Annotated in this window: 21 protein-coding genes and 1 riboswitch; of the genes, 4 read left to right on the forward strand and 17 right to left on the reverse strand. The window is 36.9% G+C overall.

Annotation, left to right across the window (positions count from 1 at the left end; genetic code table 11):
- Nucleotides 1-40: 40 nt before the first annotated feature.
- Nucleotides 41-2,719, forward strand: a complete 2,679-nt coding sequence (locus I5677_RS05260) for a transglycosylase domain-containing protein (RefSeq protein ID WP_197660534.1) — start codon at nucleotides 41-43, stop codon at nucleotides 2,717-2,719.
- Nucleotides 2,720-2,976: 257 nt separating this feature from the next.
- Here I5677_RS05260 and I5677_RS05265 read toward each other — a convergent pair whose 3' ends face one another.
- The 9 genes from I5677_RS05265 to I5677_RS05305 all read right to left on the reverse strand — a co-directional run bounded on the left by I5677_RS05265 (nucleotide 2,977) and on the right by I5677_RS05305 (nucleotide 8,828).
- A complete protein-coding gene (locus I5677_RS05265) occupies nucleotides 2,977-3,333 on the reverse strand; it encodes a SpoVA/SpoVAEb family sporulation membrane protein (RefSeq protein ID WP_197660535.1) in 357 nt (118 codons plus the stop codon).
- 60 nt (nucleotides 3,334-3,393) lie between these two features.
- Nucleotides 3,394-4,449: a stage V sporulation protein AD gene (gene spoVAD / locus I5677_RS05270; protein ID WP_197660536.1), complete on the reverse strand. Its 1,056-nt coding sequence runs from the start codon at nucleotides 4,447-4,449 to the stop codon at nucleotides 3,394-3,396.
- Between the two features lie 43 nt (nucleotides 4,450-4,492).
- Nucleotides 4,493-4,996: a stage V sporulation protein AC gene (gene spoVAC / locus I5677_RS05275; protein WP_197660537.1), complete on the reverse strand. Its 504-nt coding sequence runs from the start codon at nucleotides 4,994-4,996 to the stop codon at nucleotides 4,493-4,495.
- Between the two features lie 18 nt (nucleotides 4,997-5,014).
- Entirely contained in the window at nucleotides 5,015-5,167 is a 153-nt protein-coding gene (locus I5677_RS05280; RefSeq protein WP_197660538.1) for a hypothetical protein, read from the reverse strand.
- Nucleotides 5,168-5,419: 252 nt separating this feature from the next.
- Nucleotides 5,420-6,136 carry an RNA polymerase sporulation sigma factor SigF gene (gene sigF, locus I5677_RS05285; protein ID WP_197660539.1) on the reverse strand — a complete coding sequence of 239 codons (717 nt, stop codon included), beginning with the start codon at nucleotides 6,134-6,136 and terminating at the stop codon, nucleotides 5,420-5,422.
- A gap of 36 nt (nucleotides 6,137-6,172) precedes the next feature.
- The gene (gene spoIIAB / locus I5677_RS05290; RefSeq protein WP_197660540.1) at nucleotides 6,173-6,646 is read right to left on the reverse strand and encodes an anti-sigma F factor; all 474 of its coding nucleotides are present in this window, start codon (nucleotides 6,644-6,646) and stop codon (nucleotides 6,173-6,175) included.
- A 51-nt stretch (nucleotides 6,647-6,697) separates the two neighbouring features.
- Complete coding sequence (locus tag I5677_RS05295) at nucleotides 6,698-7,090, reverse strand: STAS domain-containing protein (RefSeq protein ID WP_197660541.1); 393 nt, start codon at nucleotides 7,088-7,090, stop codon at nucleotides 6,698-6,700.
- A 161-nt stretch (nucleotides 7,091-7,251) separates the two neighbouring features.
- Nucleotides 7,252-8,628, reverse strand: a complete 1,377-nt coding sequence (locus I5677_RS05300) for a tetratricopeptide repeat protein (RefSeq protein ID WP_197660542.1) — start codon at nucleotides 8,626-8,628, stop codon at nucleotides 7,252-7,254.
- 59 nt (nucleotides 8,629-8,687) lie between these two features.
- The gene (locus tag I5677_RS05305) at nucleotides 8,688-8,828 is read right to left on the reverse strand and encodes a hypothetical protein (protein ID WP_197660543.1); all 141 of its coding nucleotides are present in this window, start codon (nucleotides 8,826-8,828) and stop codon (nucleotides 8,688-8,690) included.
- 390 nt (nucleotides 8,829-9,218) lie between these two features.
- Here I5677_RS05305 and I5677_RS05310 point away from each other — a divergent pair, with 390 nt between their 5' ends.
- Nucleotides 9,219-10,247 carry a peptidylprolyl isomerase gene (locus I5677_RS05310; RefSeq protein WP_197660544.1) on the forward strand — a complete coding sequence of 343 codons (1,029 nt, stop codon included), beginning with the start codon at nucleotides 9,219-9,221 and terminating at the stop codon, nucleotides 10,245-10,247.
- Nucleotides 10,248-10,438: 191 nt separating this feature from the next.
- Nucleotides 10,439-11,320, forward strand: a complete 882-nt coding sequence (locus I5677_RS05315; RefSeq protein ID WP_197660545.1) for a YihY/virulence factor BrkB family protein — start codon at nucleotides 10,439-10,441, stop codon at nucleotides 11,318-11,320.
- A 275-nt stretch (nucleotides 11,321-11,595) separates the two neighbouring features.
- Here I5677_RS05315 and I5677_RS05320 read toward each other — a convergent pair whose 3' ends face one another.
- The 8 genes from I5677_RS05320 to I5677_RS05355 form a co-directional block, all read right to left on the reverse strand.
- Nucleotides 11,596-14,151 (reverse strand): SpoIID/LytB domain-containing protein, encoded by a 2,556-nt coding sequence (locus tag I5677_RS05320; protein WP_197660546.1) that lies wholly within the window; start codon nucleotides 14,149-14,151, stop codon nucleotides 11,596-11,598.
- Between the two features lie 813 nt (nucleotides 14,152-14,964).
- The gene (locus I5677_RS05325) at nucleotides 14,965-16,506 is read right to left on the reverse strand and encodes a DUF4340 domain-containing protein (protein ID WP_197660547.1); all 1,542 of its coding nucleotides are present in this window, start codon (nucleotides 16,504-16,506) and stop codon (nucleotides 14,965-14,967) included.
- A complete protein-coding gene (locus I5677_RS05330) occupies nucleotides 16,506-17,981 on the reverse strand; it encodes a Gldg family protein (RefSeq protein ID WP_197660548.1) in 1,476 nt (491 codons plus the stop codon). Before I5677_RS05330 ends, I5677_RS05325 begins: the two co-directional genes overlap by 1 nt.
- An 18-nt stretch (nucleotides 17,982-17,999) precedes the next feature.
- Nucleotides 18,000-18,863, reverse strand: a complete 864-nt coding sequence (locus I5677_RS05335; RefSeq protein WP_197660549.1) for an ABC transporter permease — start codon at nucleotides 18,861-18,863, stop codon at nucleotides 18,000-18,002.
- Nucleotides 18,847-19,926, reverse strand: coding sequence for an ABC transporter ATP-binding protein (locus I5677_RS05340; RefSeq protein WP_197660550.1), 1,080 nt, complete (start codon nucleotides 19,924-19,926; stop codon nucleotides 18,847-18,849). The genes I5677_RS05335 and I5677_RS05340 overlap by 17 nt, the downstream gene beginning before the upstream one ends.
- A gap of 455 nt (nucleotides 19,927-20,381) precedes the next feature.
- Nucleotides 20,382-21,137, reverse strand: a complete 756-nt coding sequence (gene dapB / locus I5677_RS05345; RefSeq protein ID WP_197660551.1) for a 4-hydroxy-tetrahydrodipicolinate reductase — start codon at nucleotides 21,135-21,137, stop codon at nucleotides 20,382-20,384.
- 137 nt (nucleotides 21,138-21,274) lie between these two features.
- Nucleotides 21,275-22,168: a 4-hydroxy-tetrahydrodipicolinate synthase gene (gene dapA / locus I5677_RS05350; RefSeq protein WP_197660552.1), complete on the reverse strand. Its 894-nt coding sequence runs from the start codon at nucleotides 22,166-22,168 to the stop codon at nucleotides 21,275-21,277.
- A 396-nt stretch (nucleotides 22,169-22,564) separates the two neighbouring features.
- Nucleotides 22,565-22,736: riboswitch (Lysine riboswitch) on the reverse strand.
- 350 nt (nucleotides 22,737-23,086) lie between these two features.
- Nucleotides 23,087-23,719 carry a single-stranded DNA-binding protein gene (locus I5677_RS05355; RefSeq protein ID WP_197660553.1) on the reverse strand — a complete coding sequence of 211 codons (633 nt, stop codon included), beginning with the start codon at nucleotides 23,717-23,719 and terminating at the stop codon, nucleotides 23,087-23,089.
- A gap of 310 nt (nucleotides 23,720-24,029) precedes the next feature.
- Here I5677_RS05355 and typA point away from each other — a divergent pair, with 310 nt between their 5' ends.
- Nucleotides 24,030-25,862 carry a translational GTPase TypA gene (gene typA, locus I5677_RS05360; RefSeq protein WP_206762672.1) on the forward strand — a complete coding sequence of 611 codons (1,833 nt, stop codon included), beginning with the start codon at nucleotides 24,030-24,032 and terminating at the stop codon, nucleotides 25,860-25,862.
- The last annotated feature ends 121 nt before the right edge of the window (nucleotides 25,863-25,983 follow it).

Below are 25,983 nucleotides of genomic sequence, written 5' to 3' on the forward strand. Positions count from 1 at the left end.
CTATAATATATAAGCATGAAATATGCGAACGGAGGTAATTATGGATTATAGTAAAAAAGGCATTCAAAATAAACAACAGTATATAAAATCTACTTCCAGGCGTTTAGTATCTAAAACCAGAATTACATTATTTCGTTTCTGTATTGTATTCTTTGTGTTTCTTGTTATCGTAGGTGCATATGCCGGTTTTGGCTTTATCAAAGGCTTGGCGGACAGCGCTCCTGATATGTCACAAATCGATGTGGTACCAAGGGGCTTTACGACAAAAGTTTTCGATAAAGAAGGAAATCAAATAGAAAATTTAGTAGGCGCTCAATCTAACCGTGATTATGTTAGTATTGATGAAATTCCTTATGTTATAGAAAAAGCTTTTATTGCAATTGAAGATGAACGATTTTATGAACACGACGGTATTGATGTGCAAGGTCTCTTTCGGGTTTTCTTTCAAGCACTAACCGGCGGAGATTTTGTAGGCGCTAGTACAATTACACAGCAGCTTCTTAAAAATCAGGTATTTGAAGGCGGACGGGAACCTGAGTTTATCGGGAAGGTAGAAAGAAAAATACAGGAACAATATCTGGCTATACAATTGGAAAATATATATGAAAAGGATAAAATACTGGAGTATTATCTTAATACCATCAATTTAGGTTCCGGAACCTATGGTGTTCAGACCGCTTCCAAACGATATTTTAATAAGGATGTACAAGATATTACTCTGTCGGAGGCCGCAGTTATTGCTGCAATCACTCAGCTTCCCGTATATTTAAATCCAATCACATATCCGGAAAACAATGCCCAGCGTCGAGCTGCAATTCTAGGAAATATGCTGGAGCAGGGCTATTGTACACAGGAAGAATATGATGAGGCAATGGCAGATGACGTATATGCCCGTATTCAATCTGTAAATGAAGAATTAGATTCGAAATCATTTTATAGCTATTTCACCGATGAATTAATTGAACAGGTTATGGAAGATTTACAATCCGAACTTGGTTATACCCAGACACAGGCATCTAATTTATTATATAGTGGTGGTTTATCCATCTATACAACACAAGACCCGGTAATACAGCAAATTGCTGATGAGATCTATGCGGATGAAGAAAATTTCCCGGAAATGGGTGTGTCCTTTTGGGAACTTACTTATGCCCTTTCAATCCAAAAAAATGACGATGAAAAAACGCCAATACATTATCACAGTGAGGATTTGTTAGAATTTTACAAAGATTATGATGATCCTGATAAATTATATGTTGATGATGGGAACAGTAAATTCTCCTTATTATTTCTAGATAAAGAAGATATGCAGGAAAAAATTAATGCATTTAAAGATGCAATGCTTGAGGATGGAGATACGGTTTTAGGTGAAAAAATTACCATGACAATTCAACCTCAATCTTCCTTTGTTGTAATGGATCAATATACCGGACATGTGGTTGCCATCATCGGTGGCCGTGGTGAAAAAACCGGTAACCGAACCTTAAATAGAGCGACCAATACAACAAGGCAACCCGGTTCTACTTTTAAGGTACTTTCCACATATCTTCCTGCACTGGATACAGCAGGTTTAACCCTAGCCAGCGTTCAGGATGATGCAGGACCTTATTATTATCCAGGTACAGAGAAAGAAGTTAGTAACTGGACAGAAAAGAAGGAATATGAAGGCCTAAGCACCTTAAGAAGAGGTATTTATCACTCCATGAATATTGTTACAGTAAAAACACTGGAGCAGGTTACGCCTCAAGTTGGATATGATTATCTTCTCGATTTAGGTTTCACAACTTTGGTCGATACGCGAAAAGAACCGGATGGGCGAGTGGTATCCGACATTCATTATCCTATGGCACTGGGAGGATTAACAGACGGTGTTACCAATCTTGAACTGACTGCCGCTTACGGCGCCATTGCCAATGGCGGAGTTTATATTGAACCTATTCTATATACAAAGATACTTGATCATAACGGTAAAGTACTTTTAGAAAAGACCCCTGAAAGAAATCAGGTTATGAAGGAATCCACCGCGTGGCTTCTTACCAATGCAATGGAGGACGTAGTTACAGTAGGTACCGGTAAAACTTTAAAGCTGAAAGAGGTCAACATGCCGGTGGCAGGTAAAACTGGATCTACCTCTGACTATAATGATTTATGGTTCTCCGGATATTCACCCTATTATACCGCTACGGTATGGTCCGGCTTTGACCATAACCGTCCACAGACAGATAAGAGCTACCAAAGACATATCTGGCGTAAAATTATGGAACAGATCCATATAAGGCTTGGATTAGAGACAAAAACATTCACCATGCCGGGGTCTATCGTTACTGCTAAAGTATGTACCAAATCTGGTAAGCTGGCAGTGGAAGGATTATGCGATCAGTATGAAGGCGGAGACAGTACACGAATTGAGTATTTTGCCAAAGGTACTGAGCCTACTGAAAAGTGCGATATTCATATAAAAGCTAAGATATGTACCGAATCCAATTCTCTGGCAACGGATAATTGTCCATTAAGCGATATAAGAGAAACCGTATTATTAAAGAAAGCTGAAACAGCAGTTACTTATGATACTCCTTATGTATTACCAACAAAGAACTGTAATGTTCATACCGGTTTCTATTATGAAGATGAAGAACCCTTCGAACCGGAATATGAAGATGAATTTTTAAATAATATCTTCTTTTATAATAGAAACAGATCAGATAATGAAGAAGAATAAAACTAAAACGAAATAAATAAAGATAAACGGGATATAGGATTTGCCTTATTTCACCCCTGGAGAACATCTTCATTGAAATCCAAACAAGTGTTATAGGTTATCCTATATCCCGTCTTATTCTATATGAGTGAAAATAATTGATTATTTTATATCATACAGGTATCTGAAAAGAAAGAAATCCAGACAGTTTCTTATTTTCATTTCACGTACGTTTCATAGTTTAAAGAATGATAGAAATCAGAAAGTATACTCACACTTTAGGATTTCATCTTAGGATTAAAGAACCATGATGCTATATAAGCAAAGATTAAGGCTGCTGAAATACCCACAGCCGAAGAGGTGAAGCCTCCTTTAAAGATCCCAATGAACCCTTCTTTATCAACCGCATCCTTAACACCCTTAAATAAGACGCTTCCAAAACCTGTTAAAGGTACTCCGGCTCCGGCTCCAGCCCATTTTGCAAAAGGCTCATAAATTCCTACTGCTCCTAACAAAGCCCCAAGGCAAACCAGTATTACCATAACTCTTCCGGGCATCAGTTTCGTGTTGTCCAGTAAAATCTGGGTAGCTGCACATATTGCGCCTCCTACCAAAAATGCTTTCAAATAATCCATACAATTCATCTCCTTTAAGTATTCATCCATAACAGCCACATCCCGATTCTCTTATACGAGCTAAACAGCTTCTACGATCACTGCATGGGCGATACCGGGAACTGTATTTCCTTCATTAAAGCTCACCTGCGACAGTAAGGCTCCGGTAGGAACAAACAATACTCTGGTCCAATTTCTTTCTCTTAACTGTTTCATAATATAACAAGTAAAGGTTAACGCTGAGCATCCACATCCACTGCCTCCTGCGTGGGTGTCCTGTGAATCCTTATCATATATCTCAATTCCACAATCCATATGATTACTGCTAATGTCGTATCCTTTTTCCTTTAATAAGTCGATTAATATGTTTTTCCCTATATATCCCAAGTCACCGGTAATAATCTTATCGTAATAATCCGGTTTTACATCCAAATCCTCAAAGTTTTGCTTAATGGTATCAAAAGCTGCAGGAGCCATGGCTGCACCCATATTCATGGAATCTTTAATACCGTAATCTACAATTTTACCGGTTGTAAGCCCTGCTATTACAATGTCCGCTTCATTGTTTCCTGCCTTTTTATGATTATCTTTTGCAATAATGACTGCTCCGCTTCCTGTAACAGTCCAGGTTGCTGAATAGGGTCTTTGATTACCATAATCAAGAGGCATGCGAAATTGTTTTTCTGCCCCTGCAAAATGACTTGAGGTTAAAGACATTACCTTCTCCGCATAACCTCCATCAACGAGCATAGCTCCAAGGGACATGGCCTCACCCATAGTTGAGCAGGCTCCGTAGATTCCAAACATTGGTATATTAAGCTCTGCTATACCAAAAGAGGTTGCTATCAGCTGTCCTAATAAGTCTCCACCAACCAGATAACGAATACTATCACTTTTCATCCCTGCTTTCTTAAGCACCTCTTGTGCAGCTTCTTTCATTAATTCACTTTCAGCATCTTCCCAGTTTTTCTTTCCGAACATGGGGTCCTCTTTGACTATATCAAAAAGAGAACCTAAAGGTCCTTCACCCTCTTTTTTACCGGCAACCCCGGCACCCGCAATGATATATGGTGGGTTCGTAAATAATACACTTTGCTTTCCTGCAATCTTGGATTTTCTTTTTGCCTTTTCAGTCATTCATACAACTCCTTATCTATGTCGGTTAATTGAGTACTGTACATTAAACAATCCCCACTTGCTTTAAAATATAATAGAATAAGCCTAGTACCCAGGTAGAAAAAATACCATATAAGATAACCGGACCGGCAACTGTAAATATTTTGGCACCTACACCAAATACTTGTCCTTCTTTTTTATATTCCACTGCCGGTGCTGCAACTGAATTAGCAAACCCGGTAATTGGCACCAAAGTTCCCGCTCCGCCAAACTTAGCCAGTTTCTGATAGAGTCCCAAGCCAGTCAGTAAGATAGCTAAGAACACCAATGTAATCGTATTATAAGATTTCGCCAGTTCCTTATCAGCCCCTAAGGATTCATAATATTTAATAAAGCCCTGACCGATTACACATATAATACCTCCTATTACAAAGGCTTTGACACAATTTTTAAAACAACTGAATTTTGGTGTGACCTGTTTTACATACTGATTGTAATTCTCATTTCTGGTCGTTTTATTTTTTTCTTTTACAACACCCGAAACAGAAGGTTTATTTTGCTTTGCCATAGTTACACTCCTTTTTTATTAAATACGCTGTATGAAATTGTTAGCATTAACCAAAGTACCGTCAAACTCATTGGGAGAACGTCCGGTAAAATAACTTACACATAAAACAACTGCTACTGCAGCAATAATAAGAAAGGTAGCAATCAACAATAACCTCTTTTTATTTATCATCCTTATAACCTCCAAATAAAATCTTTATCCTACAGTTATCATAAAAAGCTTCTTACTCCTCGTGAATGAAATTACTCTCGATATTCACATATCAGTTTTATCATACTTATATTATGTCACACTAATTTATTGTTAAAATAATATAAGTCAGAAAAAAGCATCAGTATTTTCTACTGATGCTTATGATACACTATAAATATTGATATTATTATATGATTTACAGACTTTACTATACTGGAAATTAATAGGTAATTAGGCTCCAAGCCTTTCTCTCATAATCTTAAGTATTCTTTTTTCCATCCTGGAAACCTGAACCTGTGAAATTCCCAGTTCTTTTGCAATATCTGTCTGTGTTCTATCTTTAAAGTATCTAAGCTTGATTATCTCCTGTTCTTTTTCGTCTAATGAAGCAATGATTTCCCTTAATGCAAGCTTATCAATCAAATTTTCACTCTCATCCTTTGTTTCTGCTAATTTATCAATCAGATAGATAGGGCTTCCGTCCCCTTGGTAAATAGTTTTATAAAGTGATTCAACTTCGGCACCGGTTTCCAATGCCATAACGATTTCATCTCTTGCTATATTCAAATCTTCCTCTATTTCTTCAATCGTAGGTTCTCTTCCATATAAATTCCCGTATTTTTCTCTTACCGATCTTATTTTGGTTGCTGTTTCTTTCAAAGAACGGCTTACTTTTATCATACCGTCGTCTCTTAAAAATCTTTTTATTTCTCCTGTTATCATAGGTACTGCATAGGTTGAAAATTTCACCTCATAGGAGGAATCAAATTTATCAATTGCCTTTATCAGACCAATACTGCCGATTTGAAACAAATCTTCCATTTCATGTCCCCTGTTGGCAAATCTACGGACAATGCTCCATACCAAGCCTACATTTTCAGAAACAACCCGATCTCTGGCTTCTTTATCGCCTTCCTTAGATAATTTGATCAGCTCAAGCGTATCCACATTAAACCTCTCTCCCTTCTTCCATATACTTCGAGATTACACAATTTTTTGTTTGGCTTCCTGCGCATACCCTTTTATTCTTTCTGCCTTCCCCACTTTCTTTTTCATCCTCACTATTGTTCCTCTTCCAACAACAGATTCAACCTCTAGTTCATCCATAAATGCTTCCATAAAAGAAAATCCCATACCGGACCGTTCCAGTTCCGGCCTTGTGGTATATAACGGTTCCATTGCCTTACTAATGTTCTCTATACCAACTCCGTCATCTTCTATCTCTACGGTTAGCTCATTGCCTCTTATGGAGCATTTCATACGTATTGTTCCAACACAATTTCCATATCCATGAATGATTGAATTCGTTACGGCCTCGGAAACAGCCGTTTTTATATCTGCCAATTCCTCTATCGTCGGATCAAGCCCGGCAGCAAAAGCTGCAACAACAGTACGTGCAAAACTTTCATTTTGAGATCTACTTTCAAACTCCAATAACATTTCGTTCGTATCGTTCATAATGTTTTCTTATCCCCTTTCCTCTTCATAAATCGGTATAACCGATTACTTCTAAACATTTTGAAGTCTGTTTAATGCGGCTTCTACTGTATCATACTTATCAATGATTTTATATAGACCCGATAGCCGGAATACTCTGTCGACGGTTGAATTAACACTTGCTACAGCTGTTTTTCCTCCGATAAATATTACTTTTTTATATCTACCCATGATTACGCCTATTCCGGCACTATCCATGAACCCTGCACCGGAAAAATCGAAAATAATATGTTTTATATGATTTCGCTCTATCAGCTTATCTGCTTTTTCCCGTATACGAATCGCATTATGATGATCCAAATCTTCCATTAATCGGATCACAAGGCATCTTTGATATATGTCATATATGGTACCCTCCTCTCTAGCCTTTTGGCGATTACTACCTTGCTTTTTCAAGTCGTGCATGTGATGGTCTCCCTCCTTACATAAGAATTTTACTGCAAATTAATTGTTAGCTTATATTGCATATGAAAAAAAAGACCTTTAATGGGATGATTTAAATCATCCTGCATGAAATGTCTTTTTCTTCATATCTTTATCATTTGAAATTTATAGTTTTTATCCGGTTATGGTTGTACGTCCTCTAAAAAGTCTTTTGCATTTTTATATCGATTGGAATCAGGAAAATCCTTTACTACAATGTCATAGTAGATCGCCGCATTTTCATAATCTTCAAGTCGATGATAAGCTCTTGCGGTAAAATAAATTGCGTCTACATGGGCTGGATTTAAGGTTACTGATTTATTTAATTCTACGATAGCCTCCTCATATTTACGATCACCATATAAATCATGTCCGATATCATAGTAGATATCAGCTACCGTCGGATATAGTTCATTTTTTAATCGATTTAGCAAACCTACAGCTGCCTCAGATTCATACTGCGCTTCGTCAATTGTAACCAGAGCATCTGCAATTGCAGTTAAATCTCTATCATCCTCCGGCTTGTTTAATTCATTCATATATAATTGAAACGCTTGAAACAACGGGTCATAAAGCTTCGGATTATCCTCAGGAATAACGAAACTTTCTATCTGATCTTTAAGTTGTTCATTTTCCTGTTCTAAATCTGCCAGTTCCTGCTGTAATGCAAGAATGGTTTCTTCCTGTTCCTGCTGCCTCTCAATCCCTGCACTAAAATCAATATAATCCTCATTCTCTGCTGTCGTCTGATTTTTTTTAATGGTAGGTATCATAAGGAAAGCCATCAATGCGATACCAAGAACAACACCTATCACTAAATTAACAAATGCCATAATATTGGGCTTGTCCTCTCTATAGGTTGAAACAGGCATAATTGTATTCGTTAGGCTTGTTGTGCCATCGCTGTTTCCCTCATTATCCTTAGATAAAGGATTAATCGGTTCCAACTCTCTCATATAACGTAAAGTCGTAGTATTCGAAACATCGATTTTACCGGCTTTAATCAAGTATTTCTTTGCTCTTTCTGTGTCACCATTCTTCATATACAGTAAAGCCAGCAGATGATACGCTCTTATAAAATGTGGATTTAAGGCCGTTACCTTCTTTAGCTGTATAATTGCAAGATCGTCACTCCCCTGTTTCGCAAAGGATAATGCATTGTTATATCTCTTAATAGCCTGATTAAAATTATCCAATTTGGTGGGATTTGATTGAACAGAATTAATGTAATCATCGGCATCATTGTCCTCCGGCTTAAAGTGCTTACTGATTACCCATTCGCTCAAAGCAGCTACTGTTTCACCCATTTCAAAATAGATAAGTCCCAATAAATTTCTGGCATTTATATTCGTTTTATTCAGTTCAAGGCTATTCTTTAAAGCAATAATTGCTCCTGATAAATCCCTGACTCTGGCTCTTGATAATCCGTTATTATAATATAAATTGGAAGCCCTAAGTATCTTTTTATATAATGTTAAGTCTTCACCGCAACGTTCACAGCGCTTCCTTTTCTCTGACATATTACTTCCACAATTCGGGCAAATCATATCATCCCCACCTAACTGTTTTAATCTGATGCTTAATTCTCTTTATTCCCCTTTAGTAGTTCTTTTAAAATATCAGTTATATCGGTCAAGTCATTATTATATATGACATCTTCTGCTTGTTCGATTTCTAAGCTTGGTTGGAATTTCTCAATCTCTTCATCAAAATTGATCATATTCTTTTCTCCTATTCTTATTTTAGAGGTTATCCTCCCTATCTATTTAGGAGCATTTTCCTCCTAATCAATAAATTAACAAAATCTACATTCACTTATCATCATAACCATAAAACCAATAAAAATCAAGTATCTATCCACTAAAATATGTTGTAAAGTGATACATTTATTATAACTTAATTACCATATTTTATCAATTGCTACTTAACCTTTACATTCGACACATATTTCAGCAAAATAATATTCGTTAAATCTTATTTTTCGGCAGTATTATACTTATAAATAATGTTTCTTTTAACATCTGCTTTCGTTTTTTAACTTGACTATCATAATCAATACGGTACAATAAAAGTACTTATAGATAGATTCATAATTTTCGGAGGCACTATTATGAAGATAAAACACCTAGTAAATAAGATACAAATAATTTCACTGATTTTAATGCTATCTTTGTTCGGAGGCTGCAGCAAAGGAGAGAATGAAATTATTATTTCTTTAGATAATATTAATCTCACCCTGGATGATTTCAGATATGATATTTATCTTATTGAAACAGAAGGTAATTCCTATGACGAATATTATCGTAATCAGATGGACATTAGTTACTGGGATTACCAATATAATGGTGTCACCATGCGAGAAACAGCGAAAAACTCCATTATAACCCGGGTGGTTATGTATGAGATCTTAGCCGATCAGGCGAAGAAAGCCGGTATTATCTTAACTAATCAGGAAAAAAATGATGATGAAAAAGCAGTCAATGATTTACTTAATTCTTTATCTGAGACAGAGCGAAATAGTACCGGTTTAAATAAGGATATCTTAACGAAAACTTTTCACAAATTATCTCTCGGTGATAAATATTATATGGAGTTGTCCAAACGCTTTGTCATCGATGAAACTTCTATTCGAAATAGTATTTCTATTGATGAATATCGAGAATATATAACAGAATGTATTTATACTGCTACCGTTTCCTCTAAAAACAAGGAGATAAAACCACTTGATGAGGCTAAGCAAAAAAAAGCCTATGAAAGGATTTCGACAGCGTTAAAACAAATTCATAGCGGAACTGATTTTCAGACTATAATCAAGCAGGATGACACTATATCTTACTATACCCGTAGTTTTATATATCGTGACAGTACACCGGAACAGATCTATCGTGATAAAGCTATTCTACTTAGTAACGGTGAATACAGCGATATCGTGACAACAGAATTTGGTCATTATATCATTCATATGGTGAACAACAACTCCTCTGCCCGTTACGAAGAAGCGGTAAAAGAAGCGGTGAAAGCCGAGGAAAACAGACAGTTTGAGATGATTTATAATCAAATAAAAGCAGAATATAGTATTGTTTTAAATGACGAATATTGGGATTCAATTGTAATTGGAGATAAAATAGACAATGAATAAATCACATCTTAGCATAAAATTCACATGGATAGTCTAAAATTGCCTCACATATAATATAATGAAGAGCAGCTTACTATTCAAAGAAATCTTATATTTTGTCGACTAGTCTTCCTTAGTACTTTATTTGACGCAAATTTCTATTTATGAAATAATGTAAGTATTACAATACATTTTTAGTTAGGGGCAACGATATGATAAAATCAACATTAAAACTTATCGGCTTATTAGGAAGAAAAATTAGAGACGATCATGTGGCTGCATTTTCAGCTCAGGCGGCTTTCTTTATCATTATTTCTTTTTTTCCTTTTATTATGTTGCTACTGAGTATCGTAAGGTACTTTCCTTTCGAAGAAAGCACTATGCTAAAGGTTTTTACACAGGTATTTCCAACAGCAATTAACTCTCTTATTGTATCGGTAATTTCAGAGATATATGATACAACTTCGTCAGGAACATTAATTTCTGTCACTGCTATCACAGCCCTATGGTCTGCCGGTAAAGGTTTTTTAGCTATTCTAAAGGGTCTAAATTCCGTATATGAGATTAAAGAAACCAGAAAATATATTTTACTTAGAATATCCTCTGCAGTCTATACTTTGGTTTTTGCTGTTATGTTGATTGCCAGTATGGTACTCTTTGTCTTTGGTAACCGTTTGTATCTTTGGATTGAGCAAAAGTTTCCAGTATTAAGGGATTTAGCGTTGCTAATTATCAGCCTTAGAACAATCGTAGGTTTGGTCACTCTATTGATTTTTTTCCTAATCATCTATATTGCTATTCCCAATAGGAAAACTAAATTTATGAATGAACTACCTGGGGCCATGGTCTGTGCTGCAGGATGGATGGGCTTTTCTTATGCATATTCCTTCTATATCGATAATTTTGCAAATTATGCATCTATGTACGGAAGCCTAACGGCTATTGTACTTTTTATGCTCTGGATGTATTTTTGTATGTATATCCTCTTTATTGGGGCTGAAATAAATCTATTATTTGAAAACAAAGCGTTAATGCAAAAAATAAAACAACTATATAAAAAGCCTTCCGAAGCATCCATTATCCGTAGAGACTAATCCTGTAAAATATAATCGGGGCTGTTAAAAAATAATTAAACAAGGAATATGATTTTACCGTAATGCACTGTTTGACGGACATGTTGCTGATTTTGTATGCCAAGTACGAACAGAAGTGTTCGAACCAGGCATACAAAATCGAAAATATGTCCTTCAATCTATGTGTGAGGTAAATTATATTCCCATTGTTTATTTTACAACAGCCCTTAATCTTGTAATGTATATGAGTTTACACCCCTTAATCGAATTTAATTCATCTAATACATCCTATTCTATCATTCATAGATAAAGCCCATCTCAGTACCTTCATAAAAATAGGTTAAGATCTCATCGTATTTTCTTCCTGCATCCGACAATGCCTTTACTCCGTTCTGGCTCATTCCTACTCCATGGCCATAACCGCCACCGGTAATCGTAACATTTTCAAGTCTGTTATCCTCTTGGGTTTTATCTATTATAAAAAATGCACTGGGTAGCAGATTGAGATTATCTACCCCACTCTCATCCAAACGATAGACCGTATCATTAACAGGAGAAATCAGAGCTCTGATGTTATACTCCGTACGAACCTTTATCGTGTTTTTCGTTCCGGTGATTAAAAGTTCATGAACAATACCACCGGTTTTTCTTGATAATACAGATATATCCACAATATCTCCTAAGGTATCCACCGGAAGACTCTCGAACACAGCATTACCTTCTTCTACGGAACCGCTTACTAAGGTCTGTATTAATCTGGGATTAGCATTATACCTAGCAGCAAGTTTTTTATCAATGGTGCTTTTAATATCTTCCACATCTATGGTTACATGCCATCGATACCAGTTAAACCCACTGTCAAAGGTAGTAAAGTTCTTATCTGCAATAAAGCTTCTGAAGTTATCTTCTTTGGATAAATCCTGATATATTTTTTCTTCCTCTGCCAGGGATATCACCCCTTCACTGTCCTCTTCCACCGCCATTAATCTTCCACGTAAATAAGGAGTTTCTACACCATCTGCCCATACATATTCGATACCGGTAGTGTGACCGCAGGAGGTTGAAAAATAATACGCTGTGATAATATCCCCCTTATATTCAATTACCTTTCCATAGGTATCTTTCACGGCTAAGATAGAATCTTCATTTTCAGCTATATTATTATATACTTGAAAATCAACACTATCATCTGCATGAGCACCATAACTGCTTAAGCTATTGGCCAGCAGATGTTTATACGCATAGCTTCTGGCGCACACGGCCTGAACCTTTAATGGCTCCAGCCCATAATAAGTAGGCATCTCACTGGGAACAACCGCATACAGATATTCCTCAAGCGGTAATTCATTGACGACTAATAAGCCGTTATCCCCTTTGGCAATCTCAATTCTACCCCGATATTTTGGTATCCCAGAAGACCGTTCGATGGACAGTATCTGAATTTTTCCGCTCTCTAAAGTCGGCTCTATCATAATTCTTCCATCCGCCAACAACTCATTATCCGGTTCAATTTTTACTGTTTCTCCAGCCTCATATATCTTTTCTTCTTCATTGTTGCTAACTTGAAATTCCGTATTTGATGTAAATTCCACGCTCTCATGATAGATATCGTTAAAACCGGTTGTATGTAGAAGTATCCTGATGTTTTCCGCCTTGATACTTTCTCTGATTAATGCTGCACTGATTTTTCCTCCTGAAACAACAAAATCAGTCGTTTCATAACCTACCAGTATGCTACTGGTCGGCTCCATGGAAAGCTCACCGTATAACTTATATATTCTAAAATGCTCATCCAGAGGAACCCTTCCGTAACCCTCCACTTCAATAAAGTCATCCTCTGTCATTAAAACCTTACCCTTTATAAGATCCGGTTTGACGCTAATTTGAACAATCTTCTTATTTTCTATTGTGATATCTCCCACTGTCTTTTCAATATCGGTAGACAAACGGGATTTTGCTTCAAAACTTTTATCAAATCCATGAATGTAAGTTTCAACATTTTTATCTTTGCCTTGTTTAATCCATACATTATGTATTACATGTTTTTCCATAGAAACTGCACTGATATATACGATTTCCGGTCCACAAGTTAATACATGAATTCCTTTATCAATATATTCATTTAAATGATCCGATACCTGCTTTACCAGCAATTTATCCGAAACCCTAGGGGTTATACTGGCTTCTTGGTTAACAGAATTCTCATCATTTGTATTCATTTGATTCATCTGTGTAAAAAACACTTCATAATCCTTTGAATTCTGATAAAAATACAAGCCCAGGTCTGTTACAATCCGATCCCTATTATCATCTGAAATGTCTCTACCGAGAACAAAAAGAAGCTCTTCTTCCACAAGCTTTTTTTCAGGAGCAGTTGCAAGGAGGATTGCCTGATATAATTCTAAGAATTCCGGAATTCGCATCTCCTCCTCTGCTTGCATAAAATCAAAGGATAAGCCGGTATAGATGTTTTGATAGGAGGGATTTTTCATAATCAGTCCATCTACCAACGCCTTACATGCCCCGTAAGTCAAAGCCTCCTTCGGTGTAATAGTTATATTACCCTCAATGAGGCCCATCTTCCATACTGCATTCACATAGGTATCATACCAGCCGGACATATGCTTATCCGCATAAGAGATTCCAAGGGATAAGGTTTCTCTGTCTGACCTATCATATTCTAGATAACTGAGCAAACGATACGCCTCTGCCCGGGATATGACATTCTCCTTTACAACAATGTCTTCCACATCCTGTTCACTTTTTAACCTGCGAAAAACATTGGCCGTAAATACCAGTATGATGATTGCAATACAAACTCCGATTAATATAAGCTTTCTTTTTATACTCATAGTCACTCCTACTCTGGGAACCCAAAAGTTCCCTTAGCAAGCGCCCTTCTAACATCAAATGGCTACATAATACGTGTTATATTTGATTTCTGTCCTAAAGCTTTCATGACAAGCCGGCAAAATTACCTTACTGTAGACTCTTCCATTGAAAGCAATGATGTATCGATGCAATTAGCTATGTATTATGTGGTTTTTATGCGTTATCAGGTACTAGCTTGATTATCCCATATGCTAATATATTATGTCAATGTCATTAATATTCGTACAAGTTTATAAGAAATTTACTATAGCATTATTAGCTCTCATAATCAAAGATAGCAGGCTTGTTGTAATATGGATATAGGCATGTGTTTTTGAAGCTTTCAAAACCGCTTAATACTTTACGTTAAACGAAAAACATTGCCAATACCCATACTCCATTGTAAATCACTTATAATAAATATCTCTTTATATCTCTCATACCCTTCATTATAACAGGTTGATATGTCCGATACTATGACCACAATTATGCTTTTTTGGATAAACTAACCTATAAAGAAAGCTGTGCCAAGTTGTCTGGATGAAACATAATAAGATGTAATATATTATGCATGTATAAAGAAGGGTATCAAATAAGAAGACAAATAATAGGCTGATGCAAAAAGGAATACAGGGGCAAACCCCTTAATATCCTTTTGTATCAGCCTGTTCCATAACACTAAACTTCTTAAAATTTTAGATTCTATTAACTATTATCCGCAGATTTTTATACATATCACAGTATCCAATATTTATCACTTACTTAATGAGCTAAGCTAAAACATTACCTAATACTTAATTTTCAATGGCTTTAAATTCCTTAATCGCGTTAGCGATTTTATCAATCTTTCGTTTATCTGCAAAGAAATGAAGGATACTATCTTCCTCCCCTTTACGAATTAAGTAAAAGCTGTCATCATAAGGCAGATAGGAAGCAGTAAGTACTTTAGCTTCTCCGTTATTTCCTACTATATGATAACTGATGGTAAGGAACGGTTTTATACCTTCGGCATTAATCTCTTCTTTCATCTCAGCATCATATGCCGCAGCAATCATAACCTGATAAACATCCTTGAAGATGTCTTCCTCTACTTCCCTGCCATTATAATAGTAGATGGATTTTGTCTCCTCTTCACCATCCTCATTCTTCTCCTTGATCCGTTCGATTTCCATAGTATATGGTATTCCATCGATTTCAATGTCTATCCTGTTAACAGTTTCAATATTAGGTAATATGATGAAGGAGCTCATGATGGAAAAAGCATCCACATGAAGCATCTTATCCACTTCAGTTGCCTTCATGGTATAAACAGCGTTAGATCCTTCTTTTCTCACGTAGTAATTGCCGTTTCCATCGGAATTACCAACATATATTTTATATTCCTTTGTATCATAATAGGTCTTTTCTGTAATTTCTTCACCTGTTTTTTCATCTGTCTCCGGCTTATCCAGGGTCTGGGTATAATATTCATAATACCCAACATATAAGGAGGCCACAGGATCTTCCAGTCCATATTTACCTAATTCTTCACTTTGATAGTCCACGCAGGTATTGTATTGAAAGCTTCCATAGTTACCTAATAATTCTGATACCTTAGAACCATCTGCCAGATATCCTTCCTCATAAGGCTTTAGTATAACCCAGGAGAACATATCGGATGGGGTATAATCTAATTTATTCTCAGGGTCATAAAGCAGCTCAAAATCATTACCATCACGATTTTCAATTACGATATGGTGGATATGTTCTGTATTAATGGTAGGTCCTGGTTCTACTGCTGTCATTTCTATATCACTATAATTAAAACCTACTCCATAGGATGTATTAAGTAAATATACTTTATTATCCTGATTTACAAGTGCATAATATCCTTTTCCACCGATTGCTTCTATACCGAATTGCAGGGTTAGACTTTTACCGTCTGCTTGTTCGGCACTAACATAGATGTCTGGATCTTTTAATCCATACTCCTCTAAGTTTTCCACACTTTCATTAATGATACGCTCAGCCTTTATTTCGTCGATTAGGTTTATCATATTGTTTACATAAGTCTGATTAATTGGTCGGTTAGGATCCGTTTCCGATTTCCAGGTATCACCGTCTTTTACTAATTGTAAATCCGCCTCTGCATTTACCATATGCAGGGAGGTCAGTTTATCCGGATCCATGGTAGTTAAAACAAGTTCCTTCTCCTCTTGCTCAGTTTCTTTCGCATTCTTTGTATGATCCGATGCCTTGTCTTTGTTAACATACCATAGATAAAAGCCAATTAGTACGACTAATGTCAGCAAAAGGGAGATTAAGGTTATAGCATTTTTCCTTTTCCTTTTTGACATTACCTCCTCCTCCTTTTAATACTGATAAAAACACCTACACCTAAAATCAGTAAAGGAATAACTATTACGGTTATTGCACCCCAGAAAAGTGCCTCACTCTGGGTAAGATGTAAAAATTCCCGCAATACGCTTCTATGCTTAATCGAGATAGAGCTCACTTTTCCGGACAGAGAACTAACTGTCCCGAGCAATAAATCCTCATTTCCAAACATCTGTAAAGCAGTTTCATCAAATATTATCGGTGATGTATAAACTACTAATTTTGAGTTTGTATTTTCATAGGTATCGGTTGAAATGAGTCCTAAGTAAAACGGTCCGTCAATATCTCCCTGCTCTTTTTCAAGCGTCGTTGCATGCATATCTACTTTGGAATATGCTGCATCCGATGTAACAAGCAGTGGTTCAACAGTAAGAGATTTTCTCTTCGTATCATTCTCTGCAAGTCCGATTGAAAAAGGAGATATAATCGGTTTTTTGCTGTTTATGGCGGTGTTTGTAATTGCATGATTTAAAATCTGGGGTATTAGATAGTGAGCACCGTTTGTAGCATGCATATTAGGATTACCTTCCACTACGAAGCCCTTTACGATTGAGATCCCGTAATGATCCAATAGGGACGCAATATTAACCGCTCCTTCTGCCTCATAATTTAAAACAAGGTTAACGTTACCACCTGCTGCCATATATTCTTTTATCATAGCAACTTCATCTTCCGTGAAATCCGTCTTCGGAGCATTGATAAACAGGATATCACAATCTTCAGGGATACGATCCACTGTTAAGGTTGAAAGTTCATTCACTGTAACGTTCTGCTTATTGAGTAATGAGTGAAATAACTCCCCTTCTTCCCATTCCCCATGTCCGGTTGTCATATATATTACCGGTAAATCCGGATCTGTAACATATTGAATTGCTGAGGTGATTTTACCCTCTACATCAATACCTTCTGTGGGAAAGTCCATAATTTCATAGTTAAATTCTTTCCCTTTGACAATCATTTCTTCGCTATCGATGTATTTTGCCCGATTAGTTTTATTATTTACCACAAGAAAGCTGTTGGGATTGACTTGAACATCCTCACCTACATATTGGTATGCAAACCTTGGATAGAGAACAGGATCTTTTTGTACCAGTTCAATCTTATCGGACATATTATCATATTTTTCTGCTAATTTTTGAAAAAACGGAGTTTCCTTTCCCGCTTCTATTAAATAATATATGGTAACATCGTCTTCCAGATCATTTACTAATTCTTTCGTCTTATCCGTTAATGTAAAAAACTCCTGGGTCGATAGGTCAACCTTTAAGTCAAATTCTGATATGATAAAATTCACAACCATGATCAGTACTACCACTATGGTTGATATCAGAGAAACATATGCCCCGCTTCGAAACTTTCTTCCTGAAAAGGATTCTTTCAATTTTCCGGCCAAGCTTTCTGTTTTCTTATCGTCCATTTTATTAAAATCGTCCACCGTAAAATCCTCCTTTCCCTAACTCCATCTCTTCTTCTTTAAAACTTGTATTGTCAAAAACAGAAATAAAACGATTATACTGATATAATATACGATGGATGAAAGATCCAGTATTGAATATTGGAAGGAATCGAATCTGGAGATAACGGATATCCAGTTGAATACCTTTATAATCAATCCATCAAACAGAGTTGGCTTCACATAATAAATCACTGCCAATCCAATTTCCCCTATTAATCCAATCGTTACAGAGATAATCAGATTATGCATCATAAAATATAAAATCAAACAAATAATAATTAGTATAACCGAGAAAAATATAAAGGCAGTTTTGTTGTTAGACGGTATTACATTCGCGATACCATCCATAAAAGCAGTAAACAGAAAAGTAAAGAAGGTTATGACTGCCGCTACCATCTGACTCTCTGTCAAAGAAGAAATAAAAAGCCCAATTGCCAGATAAGCACCTCCCAGCATGGAAAAGCCTAAAAGGCTTGCATAAGCTCCCGGCATCGGAACATTACCAAACTGCTTTAAAATAAGCGGATAGGTTAAGGTTACGGCTACCACTAGAAAAAATATTGTGAATACAGCTAAAAACTTACCGACCACAATAGCTCCTGCTGATAAGGGAGACGTAAGTAATAACTGGTCTGTCTTTTGTTTATTCTCTTCTGCCATAAGTCTCATGGTTAAAATCGGTACCAGCAATACAAAGATAAATGTAACATTCGTAATCGTATATTCAAAGTTAGCATATCCATTAACAAGGTTCTCGTAAAAGAAATTAATGCCTATGATGATTAAAAAGAAGGCGATGAAAACATACCCTAGCATGGATGTAAAATAAGATCGTAATTCTTTTTTATAAATCGCCAGCATTCGAATTATCCTCCTCTTCTACAAGATTTTCTTCCGATTTGTTCTGTACATCCTCCGCATGATTTTCATCGATTGCTTCCGAAACTTCTTTCTTATCCTGAAAACCATCCAGGTTTAAATCTCCAATTCCATCTCCGGCAGTTACTTTTAGGAAGATATCCTCCAAGCTTAGATGAATGGATTGCATCTCTAAAATAGGTGCCTTTGCATCACACATAGCATAGAAAACTTCTTCGCGGATATCTTCGTTTTCGTCGCAGTTCACTGTCAAGTTCATAATCCCCTCTGTAGTCGGTTCATGCTCTACGATATTGGTGATCCTCTCAATTCGTTCTAATGCATCCAATATAATGTTCCTGTCACCTTTGACACACAGCTTCATTCCTCCGGTGTTACCAAGATTCGTACTTAAATCAATCGGTCTTTCATTGAGGACCAGCTTACCCTTATCGATAATCATAACCGTATCACATACCGCACTTACTTCTTGCATAATATGTGAACTTAGGATAACGGTATGATTTTTACTTAGCTCTTTGATCAACTCTCTAATTTCTATAATCTGCTTTGGATCGAGTCCAACCGTTGGCTCATCCAGAATAATAAGTTCCGGATATCCCATAATTGCCTGTGCCAGCCCAACTCTTTGCTTATAGCCCTTGGAAAGGTGCTTAATCAAGCGATTTGATACCGGTGTAATCCTGGTGGATTCCATGATGTCTGCTATCATTTGCTTCTTCCCGGCTTTATTAACCTTTTTAATATCAGCCACAAAATTTAGATACTCTGTTACCGTCATATCCGGATATAAGGGAGGAAATTCCGGAAGGTAACCTATCATCTTTTTCACTTCCTCCGGTTCCTCATATACATCCACACCATTTACCGTAACGGTCCCCCCTGTTGCGGAAATATAACCGGTTATGATATTCATGGTCGTAGACTTACCTGCACCGTTGGGTCCCAAAAATCCCAGAACCTGACCTTTGTCAACGGTAAAAGATAGATTATCCACTGCGGTATGGTTACCATAACGCTTCACTAAGTTTTTTACCTCAATCAAGATTGTCTCCTCCTTATAAATTTTCATATTCAGTCATGAACATACTTAAAGTACTTTATAGCATTTCGTTAAATATCTGTGACTATTCAATCACAACGGCTCTAGCGAGCTGCCTCGTAATTTAGTAAATTTCTCGAGGTAACTCAGTTACAAATATCTTACTATATGAATACGAAAATTTTGTGAACAAAAATAATATTTTCCATAACCCATAGTAAAAATTATATCAATTCTTAGGACGCTTGTACACAAATATTATATAGAAGAGCAAACTACGGTCTTCATTCAAGCGAGATTGTGTTGCGACATAAAAAAGTATCCGAATCAAAGCTATACTACTGAATTAGCACTGCCTGATCCGAATACCCAATAAAAGTCTTTTAACGATAGTTTATTTATGTTGCATTTTTTAGATGTTTTAATATGATAAAATGTCGGGACGTTTGCCTGTTACTTTAACCTATTACATCACTCATCTGATACATACCGGCCGTCTTACCCGGCAGGAATTTTGCAGCCTGTACAGCTCCTTTAGCAAATATAGCTTTTGAATATGCTGTATGCTTAATCTCTATTACTTCATCTGTACCTGCGAATATAACCTCATGTTCTCCGACAATCGTACCTCCACGAACAGCCGAAATTCCGATTTGCTTTTTTTCTCTTTCTTTTCTGTCTAAAGAGCGGTCGTATTTATAACCATACTCATTGTTTAAAACTTCATTCATCGCATCGGCTAAGGCAAGGGCTGTGCCGGAAGGTGCATCCAGTTTTTTATTGTGATGTTTCTCAACGATCTCGATGTCAAACCCTGCTTCTGAAAGAAGGATTGCTGCTTCCTGTACCAGCTTTAATATCAGGTTAATACCCATAGACATATTAGCGGATCTTAAGATAGGAATAACAGTTGATGCTCTGTCAATCATCTCCAGATCTTCCTTGGAAAAGCCTGTTGTACATAACACGATGCCAATCCTCTTCTGCATAGCAAATTCAAGCATCTCACCGATATTTTTCGGTGAAGAAAAATCAATAATTACATCCGCCTTAACATTACATTGAAAAAAACTATGATAGACAGGATACTTATTCATCCTGTTAGCTGATAAATCTATGCCTGCAACTATGACGGTGTTCTCATCCTCTTCCACCATCTGGGTAATTACCTGACCCATTTTACCGTTACACCCTCTTAAAATGATATTCGTCATATGCTTCCTCCTATTAAAAAGAGATTTTACTTTTGTTACATCTTAATCCAGATTTTATCCTGTATCAAACTTCTTCTGTATATATTATATGTTAATCTAATGTATTACATATAATACAATTTTTTTATTCATATCTATTATTCCACTACCTTGATCCCTAACTCTTTTAATGCCTGTACTAACGCGGCCGAGTTCGCCGGTTCCATTTCGGTAAGGGGAAGCCTTAGAGGACCTACTTCAAATCCCATTAAATTCATTGCTTTCTTGATCGGAATCGGGTTGACCTCACAGAACAATGCTTTAATTAACGGGAAGTATTTTAATTGAAGCTCCAGGCTGCCCCCTATATCTCCCTCCAGGAATTTTGCTGCTATTTCATGGGTATCCTTTGGCACTATATTAGATAAAACCGATATTACACCACAGCCTCCCAAGGACATCACCGGTACGATCATATCATCATTACCGGAGTACAAATCGATATTTCCTTCGCATAATTGCATCAGTTCTGCTACCTGTGCAATATTTCCACTGGCTTCCTTCATTCCTACGATATTATCCACAGTCTTTACTAGGGTTGCTGCTGTCTGAGGAAGGATATTTAAGCCGGTCCTGCCCGGAACATTGTACATAATAATGGGTATTTTTACGGAATTAGCAACTTCAGTAAAATGTTCGATTAAGCCCTTTTGTGTTGCTTTATTATAGTATGGCGTTACCACAAGCAATGCATCTGCGCCGAATTTTTCTGCCTCCTGAGACAGATAAATTGCTTCCAGCGTACTGTTAGATCCCGTACCTGCGATTACCGGTACTCTCTTATTTACTTTTTCTACTGTATAACGGATACATTCCAGATGCTCTTCATGAGATAATGTAGATGCCTCACCGGTTGTGCCACAGATAATAATACTGTCCGTACCTTCTTTTATCTGATACTCGATAAGTTCTCCCAGCTTAACATAATCAACTTCATAGTTTTGTGTAAATGGTGTAACAATCGCTACTCCTGCACCTTTAAAAATTGCCATGCTTCATTCCTCCTGACTTTTGAAGTATTACCTTTTTCATAAAAGAATAATACTTTCCACTGATTTATTAATAAGTTACCTCCGAATACCTTGTGGTTATCCATCAAACATGTTTTACAAAATTTTGTAACTGCTTTTGAAAACCTGCTGCCGCAGCCATTCGAAACTTCGTTTCTCAGGCTCGTACGCTCGCTCGCAGCCTTTCAAGCAAGCTTGTTGTTATATCCTATACCGGCTAATGAAAGTAAACTTTCTAAGCCGGTATAGGATATAACAATCTTTAAGTCTGCTCGCTTCGCTTTTACGCAAAAAAAAGTCGACCCCGGAGTCGACACTAAAGAATAACTGAATGGTTCATCAAGGTATACTCCTTCATGTTCCTACAGTATAAAATATTCTTTAGGCAGCGCTCCATCAATTTTGATGACAGTCATATGACTATTCGCCATATGCCCAGCAGTAACAAATCAGGTTATTACCACTTCGGCACCGTTTCCTTTCAACTGCGATCTTCTATGCCTGACATATCCTGCAGTTTACTTTTAAACAATGCACCTCTACCATAAGTAATATGTGTTTTTCACAATATTCGTATCTTCATATTAACATTGACGCAAACTAAAGTCAATGATTATTTCCAAATATTCGGTAGCAATACTGTGTATCAGCATAATTAATAGCGAAAATAAGAATAGACCGTCATATATTACCTACATGTATCATAGAACAAAGAATATTCTTTGGCAAACTCTCGCGTCTGGCGCAGTCGGTATACTATCAAAATTTATTATGCGCCAGTGTACATCCTGCCTGGAGGTCTTTTATGATATAGGAAATCGTAGAATTTTCTATATCATAAAAAGAAAGCCGACAATAAAGACGGCTTTCCATTATTATATAGAAAAGGGGTTCTCTTTCTTAATATTCTTCCAGATACTCCAGCTTGCTTACAGATACTTCATACGCAATTCGTTTCTCAAATTCGGTCTCGCTGATTTTCTTCTGATATTCACGACTTTGAATTCTTCCCCATATCTGTACATGGCCTCCTACAGTGAATGACTCTGCAAATCTGGCGTTTCTTCCCCAGCATATACATGGAATATAATCAGATTTCCCGTATGGTCGGTTTACTGCGAGTAATACATCCGCTATTTCCCTACCAAGCGGTGTCTTACGATAGATTGGTGGCTTACATACAAAACCATCCAGAAAAATATGATTCGGTTTTGCATTTTCTGATAATTCATCCATAATCTTAACCTCACGGGCAAATACGGATAATACTAACTTATTTTTATTTTCTTCATGACGATTATAAGATCTGAATTGACCTAAAACCTCTACATACTTACCCTTATAATCTTGTTTTACATCAATGAGCCGTTCGGAAACCATGATTGGAATCATATCATAGGAATTACTTAGCCTGCTTACAACTACCTCCAGGATATAAAATCCTTCTCCAAATACATCATGGCTAAACGTAAAGTCACTGACTACCTCTCCTGCAATACTTACTTGATTGTTATCAAATACTTTATCTGTCATATCGTACCTCTCCCTTCTCTCCTGGCGTACCTTTTTACGCCATTCTGCTCTAAAATGTGGGGTAAATTCCTCTGTTTAGTCAAAAACAGCTTTCATTCACCTATGATAATATATATGCGGATTTCCATATTTTAGAAGTAAAAAATGATATATATTATAAAAATAACCAATTTCTGTTATTTTATACAAATATAATGAAAAAAATTATTTATTTTTCATGAAAGGGACGTTGATTTTCTTTTCTTGCCTATGCTACAATGTAAAGGTTGTTAAGGTAGCAGTTATGCTAGTAGAAAGAAGGTAAATTTTTATGATAAGAGAGGATATTCGAAACATTGCTATCATTGCTCATGTTGACCACGGTAAAACAACCTTGGTAGATGAGTTATTAAAACAAAGCGGCGTGTTTCGATCCAACCAAACAGTAGCAGAAAGAGTCATGGACTCCAATGCATTGGAAAGAGAGCGAGGTATTACGATTCTATCGAAAAATACAGCTGTCTCTTATAACGGAGTCAAGATTAATATCATAGATACGCCCGGTCATGCCGACTTTGGTGGCGAGGTTGAACGTGTTCTTAAAATGGTAAATGGTGTTATACTGGTGGTAGATGCGTTTGAAGGTCCCATGCCACAAACAAAATTTGTACTAAAAAAAGCTTTAGAGCTTTCTTTACCGGTCATTGTATGCATTAATAAAATGGACCGTCCGGAAGCCAGACCGGTCGAAGTTGTTGATGAGGTTTTAGAATTGTTATTGGAACTGGATGCCGATGAAACCCAACTGGATTGTCCGTTTGTCTTTGCATCGGCAAAAGCAGGGGTTGCTTCCCTCTCTATAGAGGAAGAAGCCAATAATATGCATCCTCTGTTTGAAACTATTATTAATTATATTCCAGCCCCTGAAGGTGATCCGGACAAAAGCACTCAGGTTTTAATCAGTACTATTGATTATAATGAATATGTAGGTCGAATCGGTATCGGTAAGGTGGACAACGGTACTATAAAAGTAAATCAGGAAGCCGTTATGGTTAATGCCCATGATCCTAATAAATATATGAAAGTAAAAATCAGCAAACTCTATGAGTTTGACGGTTTAAAAAGAGTTGAGGTTTCAGAAGCTACGATTGGAGCAATTGTAGCCATTTCAGGAATAGCTGATATCCATATTGGTGATACCATCTGCTCTCCTGAAAACCCGAAACCTATTCCATTTCAGAAAATTTCAGAACCGACAATTGCTATGTACTTTAATGTAAATGACAGTCCCTTAGCGGGAACCGAAGGAAAGTTCGTAACCTCGAGACATTTAAGAGAGCGTCTGATGCGGGAATTAAATACCGATGTCAGCCTTCGGGTAGAAGAAACAGATACAACCGAAAGCTTTAAAGTATCCGGTAGAGGAGAACTTCACCTGTCTGTTTTAATTGAGAACATGAGACGAGAAGGCTATGAATTCTCTGTAAGTAAAGCTGAGGTATTATTTAAAACAGATGAGAACGGCAAAAAATTGGAACCAATGGAACATGCAATGATTGATGTCCCGGATGAATTTGCAGGATCTGTTATCGAAAAGATGGGCCAGCGAAAAGGAGAAATGATCAACATGCACACTTCCGGCAGCGGTCACACCCGTATCGAGTTCTCTGTTCCAGCTAGAGGACTGATAGGTTATCGTGGAGAATTCCTGACTGATACCAAGGGTAACGGAATCATCAATACCCTGTTTGATGGTTACGGTCCATATAAGGGTGATATACAATATCGCAAATCCGGAAGCCTAATTGCCTATGAAACCGGTGAAAGCATAACTTATGGACTTTATAATGCACAGGAGCGTGGTGTTTTGTTCATTGGACCAGGAGTCCGAGTTTACTCCGGTATGGTTGTAGGTCAAAACGCTAAAGCTGAGGATATTGAAGTAAATGTCTGCAAACGTAAGCAACTTACCAATACAAGGTCCTCCGGCGCTGACGATGCCCTAAAACTATCTCCTCCAAAAGTATTAAGTCTGGAACAAGCCTTGGAGTTTATCGAAACTGACGAGCTTTTAGAAGTAACTCCACTGAATCTACGTATTAGAAAGAAAACCCTTGATCCAACCATAAGGGCCAGAGAAAAGAGAAATAAACAAAGTAGCTAAATAAACACCTAGAAATTATGCAATATGATTTTTAAGGATAGAAGGAAAGGAACCTATACCGAGATGTGTTTTCGATACCACCAACATCTTCGGCATAGGTCCCTTTCCTTCTTCCCTTTCA

The organism is Mobilitalea sibirica (genome assembly GCF_015999265.1).
In the GTDB taxonomy this organism is placed as follows: Bacteria; Bacillota; Clostridia; order Lachnospirales; family Lachnospiraceae; genus Mobilitalea; species Mobilitalea sibirica.